The organism is Lacimicrobium alkaliphilum, from assembly GCF_002591895.1.
In the GTDB taxonomy this organism is placed as follows: domain Bacteria; phylum Pseudomonadota; class Gammaproteobacteria; order Enterobacterales; family Alteromonadaceae; genus Lacimicrobium; species Lacimicrobium alkaliphilum.
The window spans coordinates 1-22,567 of record NZ_NISX01000030.1 but is presented as its reverse complement, the minus strand read 5'-3'; the positions used below and the strand labels follow the sequence as shown (position 1 = coordinate 22,567).

Below are 22,567 nucleotides of genomic sequence, written 5' to 3'. Positions count from 1 at the left end.
TGGGCATGCCCGCCAAATATATAAGGGAATGACCCTCTGCGATCCTGGCGTCTTTGCGTGAACAATCAGGGCTTTTGGGTTGGTGGTGACAAGAATTCACCGCAGAGACGCCGAGGTATATAGAGTCAACTCCTCTGCGATCTCAGCGACTGTGCGGTGAGAAAAGCCTTTCGATTTTTCAGGTTACAGAGCCCGTTAACAGAATGCCGAACTAGTTCAGCAAACGTTTGCGTTGTATCAACAGCAATGACAATGCCAGTGCGAATAATCCACCCATGGCAGGCTCTGGTACAGCGGTGGTGGCCTGGGTGGATATATTCATCATGTAGCTGAAATCTGAGAACATATCAAAACCCGCATCATTGCCGCCCAGTGCCAGAGTGTAGGAACCGGCTGAGAGGATGATATTGGTCAGGCTGTTACCGCTGAACGGTGTGAAGGGGTCGGTACCGGCGACATAGCTCATGGATTCACCAAACAGGCCACTAAAGTCACCTGCATTGGAAAACATGAAACCCGGATCCGTTTGCAGTTCACCGCTGTACAAACCAACTCCAAAAACGATATCAGAGAAGATGTTTACCGACAGACTGGTTTCCTCTGCCACGGTAAAATTCCAGAAATCCATTTCACCGAAGCCCTGGTTGAAGCGCCAGCCGTCATCGCCGGTAACGCTGCCGTTATAATCACCATCACCGGAGAACGACAGAATGTCGGCCTGGCTTAACGGGCTGATGGCCAGCAGCACTGGCAGTAACAAGCTTATGATAAGTACACGCATGATAATTTCCTTAATAAATATTTAGCAATTAAGAGGAGCGACACAAGGTCGCTCCAGCTCAGTGTTTAGAGTGCGCCGTTTTCCCAGGGGCCGGTGATGGCAAAGGTGATACCGGGTGACTGGATGTTGACGAACAACCAGCGACCATAAAAGGTTGCACCACACCATTCTCTGCTGGTGAAGCTGCGACGGTTACTGCCATCAGTGGAATCACCGACGGAGTCAACGAAGTTATCCATCGTGCCGGGATAAATGGAATCGACTAAGGCAAGATCACCACGATCCAGCGACACAATGTTTTCTGCAAAGGTAAACGTGGCACCTTGTTTGGTAAGGCCTACCAGGCGCTTCGGGTTAGAACCACCGTCTTCACACATCAGAATGTTGCCTCTTGGGCTGATGGCGATATTGTCGGGGCCGTCTACCTGATCGGCGGTTTGCGATTCAAACAGAATGGTCAGGGTTTCTTTGCGTGGGTCGTAGCAGAAGATCTGGCCCAGGTTGGCCGCGCCGCCGGAAGTGGAAACAAAATAGATACGACCATCGTCATACCAGCAGCCTTCACCCCGTTCGATAATAGCGGCGTCCGAGGCCTGGTTGAAACAACGCTCAGAGGTGGCATCCGGGTCGGGTACTTCCTGCCAGCTGACATTCCATACTGTGCCTTCAGTGAGCCCGCCGCGCAGGTCGATACGGCTGGTGTTATCCAGCACCATGGCATAGAGCTTTCCGCCTGCTCTGAGGTTGCCCCACTCACCTTCGGGAACAAACTTATAAAAAGCCGATTGACCTGAATCTTCTGTTTCATAGACATAACCGGTAGCGGGATCCACAGCAACGGCTTCATGAACGAAGCGGCCCATTTCGCGTATTGGCTGACCGTCAGAAATCCCAAAACCCGGTACTTCGAAGATATATCCGTGATTATATCCCTGAGGGCCATTATTCCAGCTATGGAAGGTTTCTTCGCAGGACAGCCAGGTACCCCATGGTGTTGCGCCACCAGCACAATTTCTGATGGTGCCGCCAAGGCTGTTGTAAGAAGAAAGAAAAGTGCCTTTGACCACATCAAACATCAGGTTGGTGGTACCACCATACTGAGCCGGATTGTATACGCCGCGTCCGCCCCGCGGGCTGCTCTTATGGCCTTCACCTTCACTGAGTTCGTGGTTACGTACTATCGAGATTACATTGCCCTTGGCGCCCACCACAGCCATACCATCATGGTCGGTGGGGGTAGGCAGGCCATCAGACTGGATCTGTCCGGTCCAGCCAAAGGTGGTGTATTCAAAGCCCTCTGGCAAAGCCAGTAATTCCAGGCCTGTTGCTTTGTCAGCAGTAGGCAAAAGCGGGCCGTAAGAATCTGAGTAAGGCAGGCTGGCAGCCACGGCACGATTAGACATAGCTGCAAAGGCTGCGCTGGCGGTTACCACAGAGCTGCCTTTGATAAAGTCACGACGATTGACGGCGGTTTGAGTCGGCTCAGGCTGTTGCTCAGCCCCGGTTGTTTTACTGGTCATTGGGAATCCTCTTGTTTAATAGTTGGCGTTGTTCGGATCCATTCGAAAACGTCAGGAATGACCTCGATCCGCAATCACCAGCCTAAGGACGATATATGACAGTTGGTTGCAGTTTATCTGACAGATTTACAAAGATTTCGTGACAGCGGCTCAGGAGCGGGCGGTTTGTTCCGACTGAGAATTTTTCTGCTGAGGATGATCGGTCTGCGTCCAGCGAATCAGCAGAATAGACAGCTCATACAAGGCAAATACGGGCAGCCCGAGAGCGATTTGTGAAATCAGATCCGGGGGGGTAATTAATGCCGCGAGCAGAAATATAACCACAATGGCATGGCGGCGAAACCCGGCCAGGCTCTGCGCTGAGACCAATCCGGCTTTGGCCATCACCAGCAGCAAAATAGGTAACTCAAAGCTAAGACCAAAAGCGAGGATAAGCTTTATCACCAGACCCAGATATTCACTGATTTTAGCTTCCAGTTCGACACTGATTGCCGCTTCTTTGGCCGGGCTTTCAAAACTGATAAAAAACTCCCAGGCCAGCGGCATGACCACATAAAAGGCCAGTGCGGCGCCGCCCACAAAGAGGATTGGCGTCATGATCAACAGCAGTGAAACACTGCGTTGTTCATGGCTGTAAAGACCCGGCGCGATAAAGCGCCATACCTGGATCAGCATCAGCGGCAGAGTAAAAAAGGTCGCACTGAAAAATGCCAGTTTCAGATAGGTGAAGAAGGCTTCATGCAGGCCGGTATAAATCATTCTTCTGCCGCTGTCGGGCCCGAAAATCTCTAACAGAGGCTGTTGCAAAAATGCGTAGATCTGGCTGGCGAAAAAATAGGAAATGATAAACATCAAGGTAAAGAAGGCCAGGCAATAGAGAAGCCTGCGCCGCAATTCGATAAGATGGCTTAACAGTGGCGCTTTGGACAGGTCGAAATCCTTGTCGGTCATGGCTGAGATGTACCTTGTGTGGCAGGGTTTTCTGACGGATCGGTTTTGATGCTATCACTGACATCTTTCTGTCGCTCTGTTTGTGCAACGGTGGCTTCAGGGGGAGGGGGCGGCTGTGATGCCTGCTGTTGTCGCTGCTGATGCTGCTCTGCTGTCATTGAGCCGGGGATAAAGTCAGCTGGCAGGTGACGCACTTCATCGGGTAAATATTGCCGCCAGTTTTGAGTTTCAGTACTGTTGCCTGAGGCGATGTCCACTTCCCGTTCCAGTTGCTTCATATTGCCGAGTACGTCTTTGTACATTTTCCGGCTTTTGGCAACTAATCGGCCACCGGCCTGAAACAATTTAGGCAGGTCTTTGGGGCCAATAACAATCAATGCCAGTACGGCGCAGAACAACAACTCAATCCAGCTTAGATCAAACATATCAGCCTCTTCATCTGAGTAAGCATCACCCTGTTAGCTGATGTGTTCTTTGGGCTGCGATGTCGCGACCGGCTTCTCAGTCTCAGTAGGTGAATCCTCTGCACTACTCAGGGCTTTTGTGGTCTCGCCTTTGTCCCCGACGGAATATGATGCAGGGTTATCTTCCGCATTCTGTTCATCCTTGTCCTGCATTCCCTGCTTAAAGCCACGGATACCCTCGGCCAGGTCACTCATCAGCGCCGGAATTTTTCCCCGTCCAAATAACAACAGAAATAACATTACTACTAAAGCAATTTGCCACACACTGAGTCCCACTTTTCTCTCCACTGGATACCGGATGTCGGGCTTCAGATTGGCAGGCTTTTATGTCTGATTGATGACGCTTTAATGAAGAGTTTTTAACCTAACGAGCGTAACTTTGGTGCCAATTTGTTCTGCACAGCTCTCACTTGACTTGGTTGTTTGCAGGCTACACGGGTGTCATGGGTATACATAGTCGTCATGCCCGAATGCTGTTATCGGGCATCCAGTGACTTTGTGCGTATGAGGGCAGAGGGCACTGGACCTGTCCAGCACCTTTGACCAGCAAAGGGTAAAGCATACACTTTCTCAAATTAAAGGCTGCTGGATTCCCAGCAACCATTGAATTACCAAAGTGCCAACTATTAGAACCCTGCAATCAAAGGTGTTGGGCATGCCCGCCAAAAACATGCGGAATGACCCTCTGCTAACTCTGCAACAGTGAAAACGGCTTTCGTGTTATTTGCGAGCACCTGAGTTATTAACGTTGAAAGCTAAAGCTGCAATAGTTAACTTATGTATTGATATGCGGCTCTATGGAGCCCCAACGTTTAACTGCCAGGCTTCAGGGAAAGAGCAACTTATTTGTGCTGTATATTTTTGGCGGATTGCCGGGCACAGGCAAAACCGAACTTTCAAGATTTCTGGCGGCGCGCATTGGTGCGACTTTTCTTCGTATCGACTCCATAGAGCAGACACTCCGGGATGTCGGTTATACAAATCTCTATGATCAAGGTTACCAGATCGCGTTCAAACTCGCGTTGGATAACCTGAGGATTGGCATGCCAGTGGTTGCGGATTCGACCAATCCGGTAGAAGAGTCCAGGAGGAGCTGGCGTGATGTGGCGTATCAGGCAGGATGTGAATACAGGGAAATTGAAGTGACTTGCTCTGCCCGGGATGAGCACAAAGACAGAGTTGAGACCAGAAATTCAGATATTCCAACCCTTAAACTCCCTGACTGGAAAAGCGTTGTTTCCAGAGAGTACGACCCCTGGACGACGCCAAGAATCACAATAGATACTGCGGGTAAAACAACAGAGGAAAGTAAGAAGGAGCTACTTGACTTGCTCAAAGTGAATTAGTCTCAGATCTGATCTGACGGGAAAAACCGGGTAACTGTCAGCTCTGACAGCCTGTATCTATCAAAGCGGCTGTTGTCGCCCCTTCTGGACTCATGTGTTAGCCAAACATGGCACACTCCTGTCATACTTGTGGCATATATATGTCGTATTAAAAAAGGCAATACTTCTTCATATTGGCTCAACACTTATGAAGAGGGCTTGAAACATGGAAATGGAATTAAATAAAGATACGTTAAAAAATCAACGAGACAGCAGAGCCTGGAGTCAGACCCAGTTAGCTGAGGTATCGGGATTGAGCTTGAGAACCATTCAGCGAGTTGAAAAAACAGGTGTTGCATCGCAAGAAACAGCCAAATCTTTAGCTGCTGTCTATGAGTGCTCTATCACGGAATTGGTGGCGAAAAATCAGCTCCCGCAGGTGGAAGGTAAGTTTGCTTTTAGCAAAATCAGCCCAAAGGCCAAGGTTATTCATCTTTTGGTGTTATTGCCTGCTCTTTCTGTTGCTTTCTATCTGTACTGGATTGGTCACAATGCCACTGCCTGGGTAGACATACTGAGAGATTCGGTTTTTAGCAGCTCTATATCAGACGATAGGCAAGGCAAAATCAGCTTTTTAATAGTGGCTTTAGTTGTTGGTTTACCGTCGTTAGTCCCCGGGTATATTTATGATTATATTAATAAACAGGGTGCATTTGATTAACGGTATGGCTAAAGCCAAAGCGGGGTTTTTTCTCGCTGCGCTCACAAAAGCCTCCGTTTGGGGCGACATGAGTACTATCTATGAGCATTAATTTTCGACCACTTACCAAATATGACGCTAACTATTTGAAGGTTATTGATCTTTATAAAGAAGCGTTCCCGGGAGCTCAACACATACCAACATGGATACTTCGATATAAACTGAGAAATGGGAAGGCTGGTTTTAACGTTCTTTATGCACAGGATACCTGGATTGGCCTCATCTATATCACTGAGTATCAAGACATTGTATTTGTACATTTTTTGGCGATATCTGAATCGTGCCGTTCAGGAGGTTACGGAAGCAAGGTAATGGATTCTTTGAAAGAAATGTGTTCTGGAAAAAGAATTGTACTGAACATTGAAGTGATTGATAAAAAAGGGAAAAACTATCAGCAGAGGTTAAAGCGTAAAGCATTTTATGAGAAGAACGGGTTCACTTCTTCCGGATATATTGTGAAGGAGCCTGCGGAACGACTTGAGATGCTGATACTTAGCGGAAACATCACTAAGGAAGAGATAGAAGCAATGTACAAGGATCTCTTTGGTGGCATTCTTGGTTTTATTTTCAGGCCCAAGGTTATAAAAGTCGAGGGTGCTCAAAACTCTGTGTCAGCCTGAATTTTAATCACAGATCAATGTGAGGATCTAAACGCCTAAGCAAACGGTTTTTATTGGCAAAGCCGCTGGATTCCCGCCAAAACCATACGGGGCTGACCCTCTGCGATCTTTGCGAGAACATTTAGGGCTTTTGGGTTAGCGGTTGGTGGTAAAAAGAATTGAACCACAGAGCCACGGAGAACACAGAGGGGAAAAAACAATTATTGTCTGATCTCTGTGCCCTCCGTGGTGAAAATAGAAACAGCACATTTGACCACGAAAAACACTAAAGGCACGAAAGTTCCGGTAGACCGGATAAAGCGAAGCGAAATCCGGGGGCTCCTGCAATCCAGCAACCTTTGAATATCCAGGAGAGTTAACTCTGCATAGGCCAATCAAAGGTGCTGGACAGGTCCGCTTCGCTACTTGCAGGCTACAAGGGGATTACCGTCATGCCGGAATGCTGCTATTGGACAACCAGTGACGTTATGTTCAGGGGAGCAGAGGGCTCTGGATTCCCAGCAACCATTGAATTACCAAAGTGCCAACTATTAGAACCCTGCAATCAAAGGTGCTGGGTGGCTCTGCGGTAAATAATCTTCTACTGTTTAACCCGGCACCAGTTCCACCAGGTCGCCTTCGCGGTCGAAGGTCAGAAAATCGCTGATCATGCCCGACTGGATCTTGCTCATCATCATGCGCAGCGGCTGGGAGGCCTCATCAGAATTTGGCGCAAAGCCACCACGACCGTCCATGGCTGAGATAAATACGATATCCCAGCTGATACCGGTTTGCTTCGATTCCTCCACTAAGGCGGCAAAATCTTCTGCTTCGGAAGGCAGTTTATCCACACAGAGCACCGGGGTTAATGCACCGCCGCCACCCTGTTCAAATTCCTGCTGCTGTTTTTCGGTATGGCCGGTGGGTAATTCTGCACTGGCGAACACAAACAACAAACGCTGAGGCTCGTGCTGTTGATAACTGGCAAGAATAAGATCCTGATAGGACGTGATTTGCATAATGTTCTCCTCAAATGGCAAGGGGCAGTTTATCTCACTCTTCTTCTCTTTCTCTGGCAATTAACGGGCATGCCCCATACCTCTTTGTGGGTAGTTCGCTAAAAGCCCACTGCGATGGGCTTGTGATGAATGTCCTGTTTCACACCTGACAAGAGTTGCATATTTTTGATCCAGATCAATTTAAATAATCTGTGTCTGTCTAGGCTTGGACACAATATATGGTGTTGATAAAAACAAACAGGCACAAGATATGTTGTTAACCACAGAAAAACCGTTCAACAGCTTCCCCCCGCAGATCTGTTTTCAGGAAGTGCCCGATGAAGTTTCCCTAGCCTTTACCATAACAGGTTGTCCGCTGGCCTGTACTGGTTGTCATAGCCGCGATACCTGGGATGCCGACAAGGGGGAGGCGCTTAGCGATGCCGCATTCAAAGTCTGGCTTGAGCGATATCAGCATCTGATCACCTGTGTGCTGTTTTTCGGCGGTGAATGGCATTCCGATGCGCTGCTGGCAAAACTGCGAATCGCCCGTCAGGCTGGCCTTAATACCTGTTTGTATACGGGTATGAACAGAGTGCCCGCTCGTTTGCAGAGTCAGCTCGATTACCTTAAAACCGGCCGCTGGCAAGCCGAACTGGGCGGCCTTGATCGTGCCACTACCAACCAGAAGTTTGTTGAGCTTGGCAGTGGCAACTTACTTAACTTTCGTTTTCAGGAGAATAACCATGTTGCCGCTTAACCCTCAGCAACTGCAAAACAAACTGGACTTTATCCGTGATTATCAGGATGCCGCCAACGCCGCCGATGGCTCGAAACTGGATGCCAATGCCAATGTCACCCACAAGAATATCGCCACGCTCGAAGCCGAACTGATGAAGGACTTCTTTATTCAGGTTAATCGCGCTCAGGTAAAGAACAAGATTGCCGAGCTGTTTGATACAAAGCTGGCCGATGAGTATGTGCGCCAGATAGAAGAGCATGAGATCTATGTACACGACGAAACCAGCCTTAAGCCCTATTGCACATCCATTACCATGTATCCTTTTTTGCTCAAAGGGCTGACAGAACTCGGCGGTGAGTCAAAAGCGCCTAAGCATCTTGAGTCTTTCTGTGGCAGTTTTGTGAACCTGGTGTTTGCCATCAGCGCCCAGTTCGCCGGGGCGGTGGCCACAGTAGAGTTCCTAACTTACTTTGATTACTTTGCCCGCAAAGACTATGGCGACGATTATCTGAATACCAACGCCAAGGCCATCGAAAATCATCTTCAGCATGTGGTTTATGCGCTGAACCAGCCTGCTGCGGCGCGGGGGTATCAGAGTGTATTCTGGAATATTTCAGTGTACGATCAATATTATTTCGATGCCATGTTTGGCCAGTTTGTATTCCCGGATATGAGCAAGCCAGAATGGGATTCGGTGAGCGCCTTGCAGGGCTTTTTTCTGGACTGGTTTAATCGTGAGCGTAATAAAACCATCCTGACTTTCCCGGTGGTCACCGCGGCGATGCTGACCAAAGACGGGGCAGTTAAAGATAAAGCCTTTGCCCGCACCTGTGCCCGTAATATGAGCGAGGGCGGCTCATTTTTTGTGTATCAGTCGCAAAGCGCTGATTCGCTGGCCTCCTGCTGCCGCCTGCGTAACGAAATCAGCGATAACACCTTTTCCTACAGTTTGGGGGCGGGGGGCGTGGCCACCGGCTCGATTAATGTGATCACCATCAATATGAACCGGCTGGTTCAGGATGGCCGCGATCTGGCCACTGAAGTAGACAAGATCCAGAAGTATCAGGTGGCCTACCGCAAACTTATGGAAGAGCATCAGGCCAACGGTATGTTGCCGGTGTACGATGCCGGTTTTATCAGTCTGGATAAGCAGTTTCTGACCATAGGGGTAAACGGTATGGTGGAAGCGGCGGAATACCTGGGGATCAGACCGGGGCTGAATCAGGATTACCAGCGTTTTATCGACGATAAGTTAAAGATTATTTATGACGCCAATCGCGCGGCTCGCAAGACCTGGGGCTATATGTTTAATACCGAGTTTGTGCCAGCGGAGAATCTGGGGATAAAGAACGCCAACTGGGACAGAAAAGACGGTTATCAGGTGCCAAGAGATTGCTACAACAGTTATTTCTATGTGGTGGAAGATGAGCAGATAAACCATCTGGATAAGTTTGTGCTCCATGGTGAACAGATGACCCGCTATCTGGACGGCGGTTCGGCCCTGCATCTGAACCTGGAAGAAAAACTCAGCGAGCAGAATTTTCTCAATCTGTACAACATCGCCGCTCATACTGGCTGTAATTATTTCTGTGTCAATGTGCGCATTACCATCTGTAATAAGTGTGAGCATATCGACAAGCGCAGCCTGGCCCGTTGCAGCGATTGCGGCTCAGAAGATATTGATTATGGCACCCGTGTTATCGGTTACCTGAAGCGGGTATCGGCCTTTAGTGCCGGGCGGCGCGAGGAACATGATCTGCGCTATTACCATAAACAACCGGCCAGAACTTTATCCGGGCAGGAGCCATCGGTTTCAGCCTGACAGCATCGGGCATGGTTTTCGTTGTGTCCGGCGCAGGCCCGCTCGCAAAGCAGGATACGCCGTCGAACGTATAACAAGGTGTCGGTTTAGTTGGAGCCGCTGTCCTGTAACACTGCATCATGATGCTGTGCATAAAGCGCAGCAATAAGATCAGACTGGGTAATTATACCCACCAGCTTTTGCTGGTTATCCAATACAGGCACATGATGTAAGCCCTGATCTGACAGCATCGGGATCAGTGAAATCAGGTGTTCATCGGCGCTGACGGCCCGTACATCTGTGACCATCAGGTCGGCAGCCAGTTTGTTTTGCAGTTTGAATGCCCGGGCATTGGCAAGGGCGGAAAATTGCCCGGTAGCTGACCACAGATCTGTCAGCCCCAGCGCTTTGAGAAAGTCGGCCACGGTGATCACCCCTAACAACTGCTGGGTGTCATCGGTAACAGGCAGCATTCTGATTTTATGGGTTTTCAGCTTTTTCCATGTCTCCTGCAATGAGGTGTCCGGGGATACAGTAATCAAATCAGCGGACATAACGTCTTTACAGCGAATATCGCCAAGCTTTCTTTGCACTGCATGCATTTGCGCCTCCTGGTAGAGGCGTTCCAGATCCTGTTCACTGACATCCACGACCGTTGAATAATGATTCAGTGCGTGCAGAATATCTTCAGGTTGCAACCCCAGTCGCTTTAACGGACTGGGGTCATGGTGCAGGTGCACCGGATCATAGTTTTTCCTCAGCCGGGGCAGGTAATTATGGCCCAATATCAGGCGATTCAGCAGCATTGCCATCAGTAGCATGGTGAAAACATTGACTAGCAAGGGGGTAATCAGAAACTGATAATCCAGCAGGTTTTCATGGCTGGCGATGACCGGTACCAGCGCTGTGGCACCGCCTGGTGGATGCATGCATTCAAAGATATACATGGCCAGTAACACCAGAGCAATAGTCACTGCAGCCATCAGCGCCATGTCGGTAAACAGTTGTGAGCACATCAGCCCGATCATACCCGCAATAAGGTGCCCGGCGGCAAACGACCAGGGCCTGGCCAGAGGGCTGTTGGGCAGGCCAAACAGCAATACCGCGGAGGCGCCCATAGAGGCGAGCATCACTGTGCCAGGTGTCGGTGCGAGCCATACATGGCTGCTATAGGTCACCACCAGCAAGGCCAGAAACGCCGCCGCCGCGACTTTTAAACGCTCTCTTAACGGGATACTGGAGAGTTTCTGGCTATCCGCCTTGGTAATACCCAATCGGTTAAGAAAACTGTCAAAGATCTGCCAGAAAAACCCTTTCATTAATCCTCGTTATGCTCTTGGTAAGAAAACAACCGTGATTATACGGGTGTGTTGGTGTCAGCTCCAGCTAACCGCTAATCACCTTTTGTCATAACTTAACGTGCAGGTATTGTGATGAATTTGGGGGGGGAGAATTGAACCGGAACCTTATATCGGCTCAGCGCCTTATCAGCAGTTTGCTGTCGCCGTGCAACACATGTGACTGGTACCATTCGGCAATTTCCTGTAATCGATCCATGGTGCAGTGGACGGGAATCGGCTCGTTAGGGGGTATAAATTGATATAACCCTTGTATGGTTTCAAGTAAGTGTTTGTGATGAAGCCGGTGTAACATCGCTTCTTTCTCCTCAAGAAGATGGAAGGATTGCTCTTCATGTTGAAAATGCGCCCGTGTCTGATCCTGTAGCGCCTCCACAAGTGCGATGACTTCATTCCTGTTATGGTTTTCTATGAGCAGGGCCCAAAGCCTGTTTAACTGTTCAAAAAGTTGCTGATGTTGTTCATCCAGTAATGGTTGATTATCAATTGCAAACTTGCCAGATCAGCCCAGCAAAGGGGTCAATAGTCTCTCCTAACAATACAGATTAGGTAATAGTGTAGAGTGCAACTAATAAATCGCCATCAGGATCCGCGCTGTGTCGTCGTCATTCAGCACCTTGTCACAGACCGGATACAGGTTGAACTCATCGTTCTCGAAATGATCGCTGAGCATATATTCCAGCGAAAGATCATCCTGTGAGGTGTCAATGTCTTTATCCAGTAACCCTTCAATCCAATTGATCTGCTGCATAACCTGTTGGTGCTCATTACGTGCTTTGTCTGTGGGAAAGCTCTTACGGTTGGCCGATTCCAACGCCGGCAACAGCAAGTTTTCCTCCCAGCCTATATGCTCCTCCATGCCTCCTTTGAATTTGTCAAACAGCTGACGTGCATAGAGTGGATCCTTGTTTTTATTACGCCGGTAGGCGATAAACAGCAGCTCCAGAGCCTGATGATTAGTATTAAAGAAGTCAGTAATAAATTTATGCATGAGATTGCTCCTTAGCATCAAACAACCTGGCGTAATATTGCAGTGGCCTGGCAAACAATACGGGTAATGAGTCCAGCTCCAGACTATCGAGCAGGTTTTTTACATACAAACCCAACTCAGTGTCACCACTGATACACAACTTACGCTGGAAGAACAGCGTATCAGGGTCGACCTGCTGACTGGCCAGGGCCAGAAAACTCTGCAGCTCACCACTGATACAGGCATCTTCTTTGCCACACAAATGCACCTGAAGATGGTTGTCTCGCAGGCTGATAAACCAGCTTTGGGGGATGTCAGTGAGGGTGATTCTGATTACTTTGCCTGCCAGAAAATCCAGCTCCCCCTCATCAACAGGCTGGTGTAGCGCCAGATTCAGTAATCTGCCGGCACAGGGCTGTTGTACCATTGCCGGTATCCTGCTCAGCAGTCTTACAGCGGGTCTGAGCAACGTAACTGGCTCTACAGGAAAGTTAATCATGGTTACCTCACATCATATTTAGCGATAGTTTAGTCAGCTTTAGCCCGCCTTTTTTTAATCTAAATCAATATTTGTGCAGATTGGTTTTGTAACAATTGCCGGGTCTTTTTATCTGGAGCGCACTGATGGAGTTATTATGTCCGGCTGGCAGTATGCCGGCCCTGAAAAAAGCCGTGGCCGAGGGGGCCGATGCGGTATATATCGGCCTCAAAGATGACACCAACGCCCGGCATTTTGCCGGTCTCAATTTTACCGGAGACAAACTCTCAAAAGCCGCAGACTACCTGCACCAGCATGGCAAAAAACTGCATATTGCTATCAATACCTTTGCGCATCCGGACGGCTGGCGGCGCTGGCAATATGCGGTGGATACCGCCGTTGATAATGGCGCGGATACCTTGATTCTGGCCGACCTGGCGGTGCTTGAATACGCCTGTGATACATACCCGCAACTGGATCTACATCTTTCCGTGCAGGCCTCTGCCACCAACACGGCAGCAATCAACTTCTACCAGCAACAATTTAATGTCAGCCGGGTGGTGCTACCCAGGGTGCTGTCAATTCATCAGGTCAAACAGCTGGCGCGGCAAACCATGGTGGAGCTGGAAGTCTTCGCCTATGGCAGCCTGTGTATTATGGCCGAAGGCCGCTGCTATTTATCTTCCTATATGACCGGTGAGTCTCCCAATACGGCCGGTGCCTGTTCACCGGCTTCTTTTGTGCGCTGGCAGGAAACCGGACAGGGGCTGGAGTCCCGGCTAAATGATGTGTTGATCGATCGTTACCAGCCGCACGAAAATGCCGGTTATCCCACCCTGTGCAAGGGGCGTTTTGAAGTGGAAGGTAACGTCTATCACGCCCTTGAAGAGCCTACCAGCCTGAACACGCTGGATTTACTGCCAGAGCTCATGCAGTGCGGTATCAGCGCGGTGAAGATCGAGGGGCGCCAGCGCAGCCCGGCCTATGTTGAGCAGGTGACCCGCATCTGGCGACAGGCCATTGATGCCTGTGCCCGCGACAGCGGTAATTTTAATCCACAACCGACCTGGAATCAGGGCCTGGAAGCGGTATCCGAAGGTAGCCAGACCTCTTTGGGTGCGTATCACAGAAAATGGCAGTAGGAATCAATAATGCAGTATTCATTAGGCCCCATTCTGTATTTCTGGCCTAAAAATCAGGTGGAAGAATTTTATCAACAGGCGATGCAAAGCAGCGCCGATGTGATTTATCTCGGCGAAACCGTGTGCTCCAAGCGCCGGGAGCTGAAAACCAAAGACTGGCTGGCGCTGGCGCGGGAACTGGCCGGTAAAGGTAAACAGGTGGTGCTGTCCACCATGGCGCTGCTGGAAGCGCCATCAGAAGTCAAAACCCTGCAAAGCTATTGCGACAATGGCGATATTCTGATCGAGGCCAATGATGTAGGCGCCATTCAGTTGCTGTCAGAGCAGGGTAAGCCCTTTGTGGCAGGCCCGGCGATTAACTGTTACAGCCAGCACAGTTTACACCGTTTATTAAAACTGGGTATGCAGCGCTGGGTGATGCCGGTTGAGTTGTCCCGCGACTGGCTGGAAAAAATACTCAACGGTTGTGACGAGCTGGGGATCAGAAATCAGTTTGAAGTGGAAGTGTTCGGTTATGGTTACTTACCGCTGGCCTATTCGGCCCGCTGCTTTACCGCCCGTTCCGAAAACCGCCCCAAAGATCAATGTGAGTTGTGCTGCATTAACTACCCGAACGGGCGTCTGACCCGCTCTCAGGAAGGGCAGGAGTTGTTTGTATTAAACGGTATTCAGACCCAGTCGGGCCAGTGCTACAACCTGATTAATGATCTTGCCGGTATGCACAATCTGGTGGATGTGGTGCGTTTAAGCCCCTTGTCTGCTGATACCCTGGACTGGCTGGAGAAGTTTCGTGAAAATGAGAACGGGCAATATCCCCAAATAGTAGAGCGCGACTGTAACGGTTACTGGCACAGTATCGCCGGCATGAGCCTGGCTACTCCATAGTAGGTATTCCTGTGTTCTGAGGCTGCCTCTTTATCTGTATAGAGGAGGCGGGCCGCTGTGCGTATGCTTTAACTTTACGCACAACGGAGCGCCAGCATGATCGAAGCAGGAAGTGTGGCACCGGCCGACCAGCGGCGTGCTCTGGGACTGAGCACTTTTGCTTTTACGCTGTGCTTTGCGGTCTGGACTATCTTTTCTATTCTGGGGATCCAGCTTAAGCAGGAGCTGGGCCTGTCGGATACAGAGCTGGGCCTGCTGATGGCAACCCCTATTCTGACCGGCTCAATCAGCCGTCTTTTCCTCGGCGTCTTAACCGACAGGTTTGGTGGACGCTGGGTATTCGGATTATTGATGCTGCTTACTTCGGCGGCGGTATTTCTGGTCAGCATTGCTACCAGTTATATTCTGTTGCTGATCGCTGCACTGGGCGTGGGCCTGGCGGGTGGTGGTTTTATTGTCGGTGTGGCCTATATCTCCGCCTGGTACGAAAAAGATAAACAGGGCACCGCGCTGGGTATATTTGGCGCTGGTAATGTGGGTGCGGCACTGACTAATTTCGGCGCCCCTTTCTTAATGCTGGCCCTCGGCTGGCAGGGTACGGCTCAGATCTACGCGCTGGTGATAGGGCTGATGGGAGTTGGCTTTATTCTGTTTGCCCGGGCCGATCCGGCTCATGGCCAGCGTCAAAGCGATGCACCAACACTGGCTGAACAGCTTTCGCCGCTTGTCGATATCCGCGTGTGGCGTTTTTCTCTCTATTACTTTTTTGTTTTCGGTGCCTTTGTGGCACTGGCCTTATGGCTGCCCCATTATCTGATGGAGGTGTATGGTCTGGGCGTGGCAACGGCGGGGATCCTCGCGGCGCTGTACACCATTCCTGCTTCCTTATTTCGTATTCTCGGTGGCTGGCTGTCAGATAAATACGGCGCCAGAACCGTGATGTACTGGACCCTTATCGCTTCGGTGATCTGTACCTTTATTCTCAGCTATCCGCCGACCGAATATCATGTCAGAGGCGTTGACGGCACCATTCATTTTTCCCTGGAAACCTCTCTGGTCATGTTTGTACTGCTGACTTTTGTGCTGGGCTTTTTTATGTCCCTTGGCAAAGCGGCAGTGTTTAAACATATTCCGGTTTACTACCCCGGGCATGTGGGTGTGGTCGGCGGTGTGGTTGGCATGGTGGGGGGCCTGGGTGGATTTTTACTGCCGCTGACCTTCGGCATGCTCAATGATGTGGTTGGCATCTGGCAAAGTTGCTTTATGTTGCTGTTTGTTGTGGCCAGCGCGGCTCTGATCTGGATGCACTTTGCCATTACCAAAGCCCAGCGCCATGAAATGGGCCGGGGAGAGACCGTCAGAGATCTGCCGGAGATGTCGACACCGGATTCCTTTGTGCTCAAGCAGTGGGATCCCGAAGACAAGTCCTTCTGGGAAAGCAAAGGTAAGGCCATCGCCAGCCGTAATCTGTGGATTTCTATTCCTAATCTGTTTCTGGCCTTTGCGGTGTGGTCCATCTGGAGCATTTTGGTGGTAAAAATGCCGGCACTGGGCTTTAGTTACAGCTCCAATCAGCTGTTCTGGCTGGCCTCGCTACCGGCCTTGTCCGGTGCCACCCTGCGGCTTTTTTATGGCTTTATGGTGCCTGTTTTTGGCGGCCGGCGCTGGACGGCGTTATCGACAGCTTCTTTACTGCTACCCTGTATCTGGATGGGCTTTGCCCTGCAGGATACCGATACGCCTTATCTGATCATGTTAATTCTGGCACTGTTATGTGGCCTGGGGGGCGGTAATTTTTCCTCCAGCATGGCCAATATCAGCTTCTTCTATCCTAAGGGCGAAAAAGGTGCGGCGCTGGGGTTAAATGCGGGCCTGGGGAATCTGGGCGTATCGGGCTTGCAGCTGGTTGGCCCGTTGGTTATTTCGGCCAGTGTATTTGGCTCTCTTGGCGGCGAGCCATTGATGGTCACCCTGAGCGAGGGGCAGCAACAACCCCTGTGGCTGCAAAACGCGGCCTTTATCTGGGTGCCGCTGATTATTCTGGCGTCGCTGGCGGCCTGGTTTGGCATGCATGATATTGCCGATGCCAAGTCTTCTTTTAAACAGCAAGCGGTGATCTTCAGGCGTTCTCATACCTGGTGGATGTGCTGGTTGTACCTGGGCACCTTTGGCAGTTTTATTGGTTTTGCGGCGGGTTTTCCGCTGCTCAGTGGCATGCTGTTTGAAGATGTTGACCCGGTTAAATATGCCTTTATCGGGCCGCTGGCCGGAGCACTGGCAAGGCCCTTTGGCGGTGTGCTGGCGGATCGGTTGGGTGGTGCCCGGGTCACGCTATGGAATTTTATGCTGATGGTGGCCGGTGTATCTGGTGTGATTTACTTTCTGCCAGAGCCGGGGCAGGCCGGTAATTTCTATGGGTTCTTCAGTATGTTTTTGCTGTTGTTTATCTCAACCGGTATTGGCAATGGTTCCACTTTCAGGATGGTGCCGGCAATGTTCTTATTATTGCGCTCCCGTGCACTGGGCAGGGGCCAGGAAAAACAGGCTGAAATTGAAGGTAACCGAGAATCTGCTGCCGTTTTAGGTTTTATCTCGGCCATTGCCGCCTATGGTGGCTTCTTTATTCCCAAGGCCTACGGCACATCTATCACCCTCACCGGTGCGGTGGATTTGGCACTCTATGGGTTTATCGGTTTCTACATAAGCTGTGTGGTGGTTACCTGGCGCTTCTATGCCAGGCCCAATGCCCCGGCTCCCTGCTAATGAAATATTGTCCGGAGTGTAATCGGTATGTCTGAACATCAACTCCCGTCGCCCCTATGGCGGTTAGGTTTTCGCCCCTTCTTTCTTTTTGGCGCACTGTTTTCTGTTCTGGCCATAGGCTGGTGGGGTGGCATGCTCGCCGGACTCTGGGGGCTGGCACCTTATGGGGGTAGTTATTTCTGGCATGGTCACGAGATGCTGTTTGGTTTCAGTGCCGCTATTGTCGTCGGCTTTTTGCTCACCGCGGTGCAAAACTGGACCGGCGTACCGGGTTTAAAGGGCTGGTCTCTGATGCTGCTTTTTGCCACCTGGCTGGCCGGGCGAGCCGTGTTGTTGATTAATCCGGCCTGGCCGCTGTGGATCCCGGCCACAATAGATTTATTATTTTTGCCCATGGCCGCCGGGTTTATGGCCTGGCCACTGTTCAAGGCCAGACAGCAGCGCAATATGTTTTTTGTGCCGGTGTTGTTGTTAATGGCGGCGGCCAATTTCATCTCCCATCTGACTGTTTTGGGCGTCTACCCTGGAGGTTTTAGCCATGGCAGCTATTTAATGCTGATGCTGATCACGGCGCTTATCTGTGTGATTGGAGGGCGGGTAACACCCATGTTTACCGCCAATGGCACCGGTACCGAAAAGGTTCAGCCCTGGCCCTGGTTAGAAAAACTTGCTTTAGCGGCTATTTGGCTGCTGGTGCTGCATTATTTGACTGGCGGGCTGTTACCGGATAGGGCAGTGGGAGCCATCGCGCTGATTGCCGGAATATTACATTTGCTGCGCTGGTTACGCTGGCGGGTCTGGATAACCTTTTCGGTGCCCCTGTTATGGTCACTGCATCTGGCCTATTTGTATGTGCCGCTGGGGTTATTGGCGCTAAGTGGCCATTATCTCGGCGATATGATGCCCTTAAGCACCGCCATACACCTGCTTACCACCGGGGCTATCGGCAGTATTATTCTGGCGATGATGGCCAGGGTGTCGCTGGGGCATAGCGGCAGAAAACTCCAGGCCCACTGGCTGATGAGTTTTGCCTTTGCCTTTGTGCTGCTTGCAGGGCTGGTGCGAACTCTGGGCAGCTGGTTATGGCACAGCCAGATCCAGTCTATGTTATTACTCAGCACATTGCTCTGGTGCCTTGCTTTTGCAATTTTTGTGGTGATTTATTTCCCCGTTCTCACCCGCCCCCGTATCGACGGCAAGCCAGGCTGAAGGCAAAGAGACTATGCACGGTATGGTATTACTATTACATCTGCTCGGTGCCACCATCTGGACCGGCGGGCATCTGGTGCTGGCCCTCAGCATATTGCCCAAAGCGCTACGGGAAAACTCCGTCAGCCGCATTCAGGATTTCGAGCAGGCCTATGAAAAGATTGGCATTCCGGCACTGATCATTCAGGTGTTAACGGGCGTCTGGTTGGCCTGGAGCCTGATACCCCAGTGGAGCCTATGGCTGCAGATGGATAACCCGTTGGTCAGGCTCATCTGGTTTAAATTACTGTTGTTGCTGATTACTCTGCTGCTGGCGGCCGATGCCAGAATCAGGGTGATTCCAACGCTCAGCAGTAAGAATCTGCGCCAGCTGGCCTGGCATATTATCCCTGTTACTATCATATCTGTGCTGTTTGTGGTGGTGGGTGTGAGCTTCCGAACCGGCTGGTGGTTTTAAACCTTTTCACCGCAGAGATGCAGAGCGCGCGGAGAAAAGCTGGGGTGAACGGGGTCTGTGACATTTTCATCGCGCAAGGGATTTGAGAAGATTAATTTTATGATCCTCAGCGCCTTTGCGCCTCAGCGAGATTAACCAAATAAAAGCCAGGAATCACGCCGAGTCGCAGAGGTCGCAAAGAAAAGCATAAACCGGCTCCTTCTCTCCTTTCGTACCTTCAGTGTTTTTCGTGGTCAATCAAAGTAAAAAGGGGTCGTAGTTAATTTACCCAGATAACAGACTGATAACCTAAGGTAATCAAAATAATTAACTACGACCCCTTTTTACCCCTCCTTTTTACTGGCTATACACCCAGCGTCTGTTCGTCATTCCAGCGATTGCCGGTAGTAAAAGTGGATAGATCATTTTGCCTCACGCCCTGTTCACGCATCACCTTGAGAACCTTACCGGCGACCAGCTGACGTAAGTAAAAAGGCTGACTGACCACAAAATGGTGTATCGAATGGGTACGGCCAAAGTTAAAACAAAATGCCTGCAGGGGGATAAAATACCAGCGATCCAGAATCTGGGTTTGCTGAAGCAGATTGCGCACATTGCCATAATAATGCATATGAGACGTGACAAGGTTTAAGCAGGCGGAGCGCAGCACGTTAGGTGCGATAAGCACCACCACCGCGAAGTTAATGCCTTCCATCAGCCAGAGTAAAGCATCCGGATACGTTGTGGCGCTGATGCCCGCTCCTGCGCTAATCCCGCCAACTCCTGCAAACAGAGCGTCATAGGCGTGGAACAGCAAAAACGTATACCAGGTTAAAAAATACAGGCTTGCCAGCGGAAAGGTCGCCGCCAGCAGTTTTAGCATCGAAAAGTTGTATACATCCCGGCGCAGTGCCCCATGGCGCAGACACAGCCCCAGTAAGCCATCAAACATAACGACAAAGCGACTCACGCCATAGGCGATACCATTGCCTACCAGACGTTCTTCCAGATCCTTAGGGGTGCCCGACACCTTGTGATGTAAAAGGTGCATATTGCGCCGGTACCAGGGATTGACCGTGTTCGGGCGCATCAGCCAGATCAGCAGCATCATGCCATGGTAGATAATGGGCTGGTGACGAAAATACTGACGATGAATCAGATCATGCTCAATTTCATGGGATACAGAGGCACACAATGCCGCAACGATGATACAAGCCCAGGCCGGGATCCACTCCAGGTAATACAGGTAGGCGGCACCCAGCATACCCGCGAGTGCCACTAGCAGGATAGTCAGCCCGATAACATTCTGGTAGCGCAGAACAGGATAGCGCTTGCGCCAATACCGTTCTTCGCTGCGAATGGCCTGAATGATATGACGAATACGTTGTTGCGGGGAAAAGTCATCGGATGGGCTGCTGACTGACATAGATCTCCTTGTTATTGATGGAGTAGCCTAACAAATTTTCTGCTCCGCTGCGTTGTCGGAATATATTGCTCACTTAGCCCGATTACCGAAAACGCCAAAGCCCCGCATGGCGGGTGGTGAAAAAGATCTAAACATGCTAAAAAGCCCAAAAGAGGAAGTCTTTTTTGTTTAACAAAAGGAACTTTTCCTGAGATAAATTGTTACGTGTCACTAAGCCGGAGACTGCGTGAAACCTGAGATAGAAGCTAAATTTTCCACCTACCCTTCAGAGGCACGAAAGCAGCTTGCAGATATTCGCCGCCTGGTTTTTTCCGTTGCAGAAGAAAATGGTCTGGGTACGGTAGAGGAAACTCTCAAATGGGGTGAACCCAGCTATCTTGTGAAGGGGGGCAGCACGATCCGAATGGACTGGAAGCCAACCGATCCAGAGGTCATTAAAGTCTATTTTCATTGTCAGACTAGCTTGATCGAAACCTTCAAAGAAATATACCGGGATGCATTCGAATATGAGGAGAATAGAGCAATTGTCGTTCCCTTGAATGCCTCTGCCGGGAGCGGTCCGTTAAGTCATTGCCTCGAGATGGCATTAAAGTATCACAGCTTGAAGCACCTCCCATTACTTGGAGCCTGAGGCAGTGGAAACACGAAAAAAACCATTAAATTCGCTCCCTCCTGTCACTGGACGCCCGTTCCTCGCGCCCTTTATGGCGGGCGTTGGACTTCACAAACATGAATGTTCGAGCCATATACCTGGGTCTCTGTATTCTGGGGGTTATGCTGCCGTATTCGCAATTCGTACCCTGGGTCATGACTCATGGGATTAATGCACCGTTATTCTTTCGTGAGTTGTTCTCTACTCACATTGGTTTTTACGTACCAGGAAGTAGTTGAAAATTTATGATAAATAAGGACAGGTCGCGCAGCCACGATTTAACCCCTTTGCCGGAGCAGGGGCTGAAGCAAATCGAGTACATCAAATGACTATTCATATTGAAAAAAGCTGGGATATAGTAGATTCGACTCAGGTGGCTGAATTGTATGAACAGGCATTTGGATCGAAATTCTACCGAGCCATCCCTGATAAAGCCAAGCGTATTCGGGTATTGTCAGAAAGCTTTGTTCCTAAGTACTCATTCGTCGCTTACTCTGATAAACGTATTGTTGGTTTGTCCGGGTTTAATATTAGTGCGGGTTCACTGACTGGTGGTATTGAAGCTACGGGACTAATTAATAGCCTCGGTTTGTTCTCAGGCCTATGGGCGTGTTTGGTTTTTAGCCTCTTTGAACGTAAGCCGGAAGAGGGTGAACTGGTCATGGATGGTATTGCTGTAAACAGCGATTTTCGAGGGCAGGGGATAGGCTCTTTATTGCTGGATAGAATAATCACTTATGCGAAAGATAATGGATACGATTCAGTAAGATTAGACGTTATCGATAGTAACCCGCGAGCAAAGAAACTCTATGAGTCAAAAGGATTTGTAGCAGTAAAGGCAGATAGCTTTCCATATCTGAAATGGCTAGTGGGTTTTTCTGGTGCGACAACCATGAAGCTGGAACTAAAGAACATGGCTGATAAAGAGCTGGCAAATTAAATATACAGCCAAATCGGATGAAAACCCGTTATCACTGTATTTTGCACACGGCGCAATAAATCCGCCAGAAAGCTTGTGCCACTGCAGGTGGCGTTATGTGTCAATCTAAACAAAGAAGGATAGCACGGTGAATGTTGAGCAATGGGAGAAAACTCGTTTAAAAGGAAAAAGCCACTTTGTTTGGGTGAGAGGCTTTTTAATCTGGGGCTTTACTACGGGTATAGCCTGGTCAGTCATGATGCACTTTTTCCAACCTCAGGAGCCTGTGTGGTCCAGGCCGCTGTTAGCTTTAGTTATTTTCCCTCTCTGTGGTATTTTGTGGGGTCATTGGGTCTGGTATTTATCCAGGGTCAGATCCTACTTTTTC

24 protein-coding genes are annotated in these 22,567 nt (G+C 50.0%); 13 read left to right on the top strand and 11 right to left on the bottom strand.

Features of this window, described 5'->3' with window-relative positions:
* Positions 1-211 precede the first annotated feature (211 nt).
* From CDA54_RS19105 to tatA, 5 genes are all read right to left on the bottom strand, one after another.
* Entirely contained in the window at positions 212-781 is a 570-nt protein-coding gene (locus tag CDA54_RS19105) for a PEP-CTERM sorting domain-containing protein (RefSeq protein WP_099036648.1), read from the bottom strand.
* A gap of 65 nt (positions 782-846) precedes the next feature.
* A complete protein-coding gene (locus CDA54_RS19100) occupies positions 847-2,301 on the bottom strand; it encodes an alkaline phosphatase PhoX (RefSeq protein WP_099036647.1) in 1,455 nt (484 codons plus the stop codon).
* 150 nt (positions 2,302-2,451) lie between these two features.
* Positions 2,452-3,252 carry a twin-arginine translocase subunit TatC gene (gene tatC / locus CDA54_RS19095; protein ID WP_099036646.1) on the bottom strand — a complete coding sequence of 267 codons (801 nt, stop codon included), beginning with the start codon at positions 3,250-3,252 and terminating at the stop codon, positions 2,452-2,454.
* On the bottom strand, positions 3,249-3,677 hold the full coding sequence (locus tag CDA54_RS19090; protein WP_180237281.1) for a Sec-independent protein translocase subunit TatA/TatB: 429 nt from the start codon (positions 3,675-3,677) through the stop codon (positions 3,249-3,251). The genes tatC and CDA54_RS19090 overlap by 4 nt, the downstream gene beginning before the upstream one ends.
* A 33-nt stretch (positions 3,678-3,710) precedes the next feature.
* Positions 3,711-3,992, bottom strand: a complete 282-nt coding sequence (gene tatA, locus CDA54_RS19085; protein ID WP_099036645.1) for a twin-arginine translocase TatA/TatE family subunit — start codon at positions 3,990-3,992, stop codon at positions 3,711-3,713.
* 521 nt (positions 3,993-4,513) lie between these two features.
* On the opposite strand from tatA, the gene CDA54_RS19080 reads away from it, so the two are divergent.
* From CDA54_RS19080 to CDA54_RS19070, 3 genes are all read left to right on the top strand, one after another.
* Positions 4,514-5,062, top strand: coding sequence for a P-loop nucleotide/nucleoside kinase family protein (locus CDA54_RS19080; protein ID WP_229748203.1), 549 nt, complete (start codon positions 4,514-4,516; stop codon positions 5,060-5,062).
* 205 nt (positions 5,063-5,267) lie between these two features.
* Entirely contained in the window at positions 5,268-5,762 is a 495-nt protein-coding gene (locus tag CDA54_RS19075) for a helix-turn-helix transcriptional regulator (protein ID WP_099036644.1), read from the top strand.
* Positions 5,763-5,842: 80 nt separating this feature from the next.
* Positions 5,843-6,421 (top strand): GNAT family N-acetyltransferase, encoded by a 579-nt coding sequence (locus tag CDA54_RS19070; RefSeq protein WP_099036643.1) that lies wholly within the window; start codon positions 5,843-5,845, stop codon positions 6,419-6,421.
* 587 nt (positions 6,422-7,008) lie between these two features.
* Here the strand turns inward: CDA54_RS19070 and CDA54_RS19065 are convergent.
* Positions 7,009-7,419 (bottom strand): ribonucleotide reductase subunit alpha, encoded by a 411-nt coding sequence (locus CDA54_RS19065; protein WP_099036642.1) that lies wholly within the window; start codon positions 7,417-7,419, stop codon positions 7,009-7,011.
* A 250-nt stretch (positions 7,420-7,669) separates the two neighbouring features.
* On the opposite strand from CDA54_RS19065, the gene nrdG reads away from it, so the two are divergent.
* Together nrdG and nrdD are read left to right on the top strand one after the other, a co-directional pair.
* Positions 7,670-8,158 (top strand): anaerobic ribonucleoside-triphosphate reductase activating protein, encoded by a 489-nt coding sequence (gene nrdG / locus CDA54_RS19060; RefSeq protein ID WP_099036641.1) that lies wholly within the window; start codon positions 7,670-7,672, stop codon positions 8,156-8,158.
* Positions 8,145-9,962 (top strand): anaerobic ribonucleoside-triphosphate reductase, encoded by a 1,818-nt coding sequence (gene nrdD / locus CDA54_RS19055; protein WP_099036640.1) that lies wholly within the window; start codon positions 8,145-8,147, stop codon positions 9,960-9,962. The genes nrdG and nrdD overlap by 14 nt, the downstream gene beginning before the upstream one ends.
* 86 nt (positions 9,963-10,048) lie before the next feature.
* Here the strand turns inward: nrdD and CDA54_RS19050 are convergent, their stop codons facing one another.
* The 4 genes from CDA54_RS19050 to ubiT all read right to left on the bottom strand — a co-directional run bounded on the left by CDA54_RS19050 (position 10,049) and on the right by ubiT (position 12,768).
* Complete coding sequence (locus tag CDA54_RS19050) at positions 10,049-11,260, bottom strand: HPP family protein (protein WP_099036639.1); 1,212 nt, start codon at positions 11,258-11,260, stop codon at positions 10,049-10,051.
* A 157-nt stretch (positions 11,261-11,417) separates the two neighbouring features.
* On the bottom strand, positions 11,418-11,768 hold the full coding sequence (locus CDA54_RS20030; RefSeq protein WP_373286113.1) for a hemerythrin domain-containing protein: 351 nt from the start codon (positions 11,766-11,768) through the stop codon (positions 11,418-11,420).
* Between the two features lie 99 nt (positions 11,769-11,867).
* Complete coding sequence (locus CDA54_RS19040; protein ID WP_180237280.1) at positions 11,868-12,290, bottom strand: hemerythrin domain-containing protein; 423 nt, start codon at positions 12,288-12,290, stop codon at positions 11,868-11,870.
* Complete coding sequence (gene ubiT / locus CDA54_RS19035; protein ID WP_099036636.1) at positions 12,283-12,768, bottom strand: ubiquinone anaerobic biosynthesis accessory factor UbiT; 486 nt, start codon at positions 12,766-12,768, stop codon at positions 12,283-12,285. Before ubiT ends, CDA54_RS19040 begins: the two co-directional genes overlap by 8 nt.
* Before the next feature lie 125 nt (positions 12,769-12,893).
* On the opposite strand from ubiT, the gene ubiU reads away from it, so the two are divergent.
* From ubiU to CDA54_RS19010, 5 genes are all read left to right on the top strand, one after another.
* Positions 12,894-13,889, top strand: a complete 996-nt coding sequence (gene ubiU / locus CDA54_RS19030; protein ID WP_099036635.1) for a ubiquinone anaerobic biosynthesis protein UbiU — start codon at positions 12,894-12,896, stop codon at positions 13,887-13,889.
* 9 nt (positions 13,890-13,898) lie between these two features.
* The gene (locus CDA54_RS19025; RefSeq protein ID WP_099036634.1) at positions 13,899-14,774 is read left to right on the top strand and encodes a U32 family peptidase; all 876 of its coding nucleotides are present in this window, start codon (positions 13,899-13,901) and stop codon (positions 14,772-14,774) included.
* A gap of 96 nt (positions 14,775-14,870) precedes the next feature.
* The gene (locus tag CDA54_RS19020) at positions 14,871-17,537 is read left to right on the top strand and encodes a nitrate/nitrite transporter (protein WP_099036633.1); all 2,667 of its coding nucleotides are present in this window, start codon (positions 14,871-14,873) and stop codon (positions 17,535-17,537) included.
* Positions 17,538-17,564: 27 nt separating this feature from the next.
* Positions 17,565-18,746, top strand: coding sequence for an NnrS family protein (locus CDA54_RS19015; protein ID WP_099036632.1), 1,182 nt, complete (start codon positions 17,565-17,567; stop codon positions 18,744-18,746).
* Between the two features lie 13 nt (positions 18,747-18,759).
* Entirely contained in the window at positions 18,760-19,203 is a 444-nt protein-coding gene (locus CDA54_RS19010; RefSeq protein ID WP_099036631.1) for a CopD family protein, read from the top strand.
* Between the two features lie 343 nt (positions 19,204-19,546).
* Here the strand turns inward: CDA54_RS19010 and CDA54_RS19005 are convergent, their stop codons facing one another.
* The gene (locus CDA54_RS19005; RefSeq protein ID WP_099036630.1) at positions 19,547-20,608 is read right to left on the bottom strand and encodes a fatty acid desaturase; all 1,062 of its coding nucleotides are present in this window, start codon (positions 20,606-20,608) and stop codon (positions 19,547-19,549) included.
* Between the two features lie 226 nt (positions 20,609-20,834).
* Between CDA54_RS19005 and CDA54_RS19000 the strand changes: the two genes are divergently transcribed.
* From CDA54_RS19000 to CDA54_RS18990, 3 genes are all read left to right on the top strand, one after another.
* Entirely contained in the window at positions 20,835-21,239 is a 405-nt protein-coding gene (locus tag CDA54_RS19000; RefSeq protein ID WP_099036629.1) for a DUF1801 domain-containing protein, read from the top strand.
* A gap of 98 nt (positions 21,240-21,337) precedes the next feature.
* The gene (locus tag CDA54_RS20025) at positions 21,338-21,499 is read left to right on the top strand and encodes a DUF2834 domain-containing protein (protein WP_099036628.1); all 162 of its coding nucleotides are present in this window, start codon (positions 21,338-21,340) and stop codon (positions 21,497-21,499) included.
* A gap of 86 nt (positions 21,500-21,585) precedes the next feature.
* Entirely contained in the window at positions 21,586-22,200 is a 615-nt protein-coding gene (locus CDA54_RS18990) for a GNAT family N-acetyltransferase (RefSeq protein ID WP_099036627.1), read from the top strand.
* Positions 22,201-22,567: the final 367 nt, after the last annotated feature.

What these genes read in the sequence shown, in the direction of transcription:
- CDA54_RS19105 (WP_099036648.1), bottom strand. Translation starts at nt 781, where the DNA reads ATGCGTGTACTTATCATAAGCTTGTTACTGCCAGTGCTGCTGGCCATC.
- CDA54_RS19100 (WP_099036647.1), bottom strand. Translation starts at nt 2,301, where the DNA reads ATGACCAGTAAAACAACCGGGGCTGAGCAACAGCCTGAGCCGACTCAA.
- tatC (WP_099036646.1), bottom strand. Translation starts at nt 3,252, where the DNA reads ATGACCGACAAGGATTTCGACCTGTCCAAAGCGCCACTGTTAAGCCAT.
- CDA54_RS19090 (WP_180237281.1), bottom strand. Translation starts at nt 3,677, where the DNA reads ATGTTTGATCTAAGCTGGATTGAGTTGTTGTTCTGCGCCGTACTGGCA.
- CDA54_RS19080 (WP_229748203.1), top strand. Translation starts at nt 4,514, where the DNA reads ATGGAGCCCCAACGTTTAACTGCCAGGCTTCAGGGAAAGAGCAACTTA.
- CDA54_RS19075 (WP_099036644.1), top strand. Translation starts at nt 5,268, where the DNA reads ATGGAAATGGAATTAAATAAAGATACGTTAAAAAATCAACGAGACAGC.
- CDA54_RS19070 (WP_099036643.1), top strand. Translation starts at nt 5,843, where the DNA reads ATGAGCATTAATTTTCGACCACTTACCAAATATGACGCTAACTATTTG.
- CDA54_RS19065 (WP_099036642.1), bottom strand. Translation starts at nt 7,419, where the DNA reads ATGCAAATCACGTCCTATCAGGATCTTATTCTTGCCAGTTATCAACAG.
- nrdG (WP_099036641.1), top strand. Translation starts at nt 7,670, where the DNA reads ATGTTGTTAACCACAGAAAAACCGTTCAACAGCTTCCCCCCGCAGATC.
- nrdD (WP_099036640.1), top strand. Translation starts at nt 8,145, where the DNA reads ATGTTGCCGCTTAACCCTCAGCAACTGCAAAACAAACTGGACTTTATC.
- CDA54_RS19050 (WP_099036639.1), bottom strand. Translation starts at nt 11,260, where the DNA reads ATGAAAGGGTTTTTCTGGCAGATCTTTGACAGTTTTCTTAACCGATTG.
- CDA54_RS19040 (WP_180237280.1), bottom strand. Translation starts at nt 12,290, where the DNA reads ATGCATAAATTTATTACTGACTTCTTTAATACTAATCATCAGGCTCTG.
- ubiT (WP_099036636.1), bottom strand. Translation starts at nt 12,768, where the DNA reads ATGATTAACTTTCCTGTAGAGCCAGTTACGTTGCTCAGACCCGCTGTA.
- ubiU (WP_099036635.1), top strand. Translation starts at nt 12,894, where the DNA reads ATGGAGTTATTATGTCCGGCTGGCAGTATGCCGGCCCTGAAAAAAGCC.
- CDA54_RS19025 (WP_099036634.1), top strand. Translation starts at nt 13,899, where the DNA reads ATGCAGTATTCATTAGGCCCCATTCTGTATTTCTGGCCTAAAAATCAG.
- CDA54_RS19020 (WP_099036633.1), top strand. Translation starts at nt 14,871, where the DNA reads ATGATCGAAGCAGGAAGTGTGGCACCGGCCGACCAGCGGCGTGCTCTG.
- CDA54_RS19015 (WP_099036632.1), top strand. Translation starts at nt 17,565, where the DNA reads ATGTCTGAACATCAACTCCCGTCGCCCCTATGGCGGTTAGGTTTTCGC.
- CDA54_RS19010 (WP_099036631.1), top strand. Translation starts at nt 18,760, where the DNA reads ATGCACGGTATGGTATTACTATTACATCTGCTCGGTGCCACCATCTGG.
- CDA54_RS19005 (WP_099036630.1), bottom strand. Translation starts at nt 20,608, where the DNA reads ATGTCAGTCAGCAGCCCATCCGATGACTTTTCCCCGCAACAACGTATT.
- CDA54_RS20025 (WP_099036628.1), top strand. Translation starts at nt 21,338, where the DNA reads ATGAATGTTCGAGCCATATACCTGGGTCTCTGTATTCTGGGGGTTATG.
- CDA54_RS18990 (WP_099036627.1), top strand. Translation starts at nt 21,586, where the DNA reads ATGACTATTCATATTGAAAAAAGCTGGGATATAGTAGATTCGACTCAG.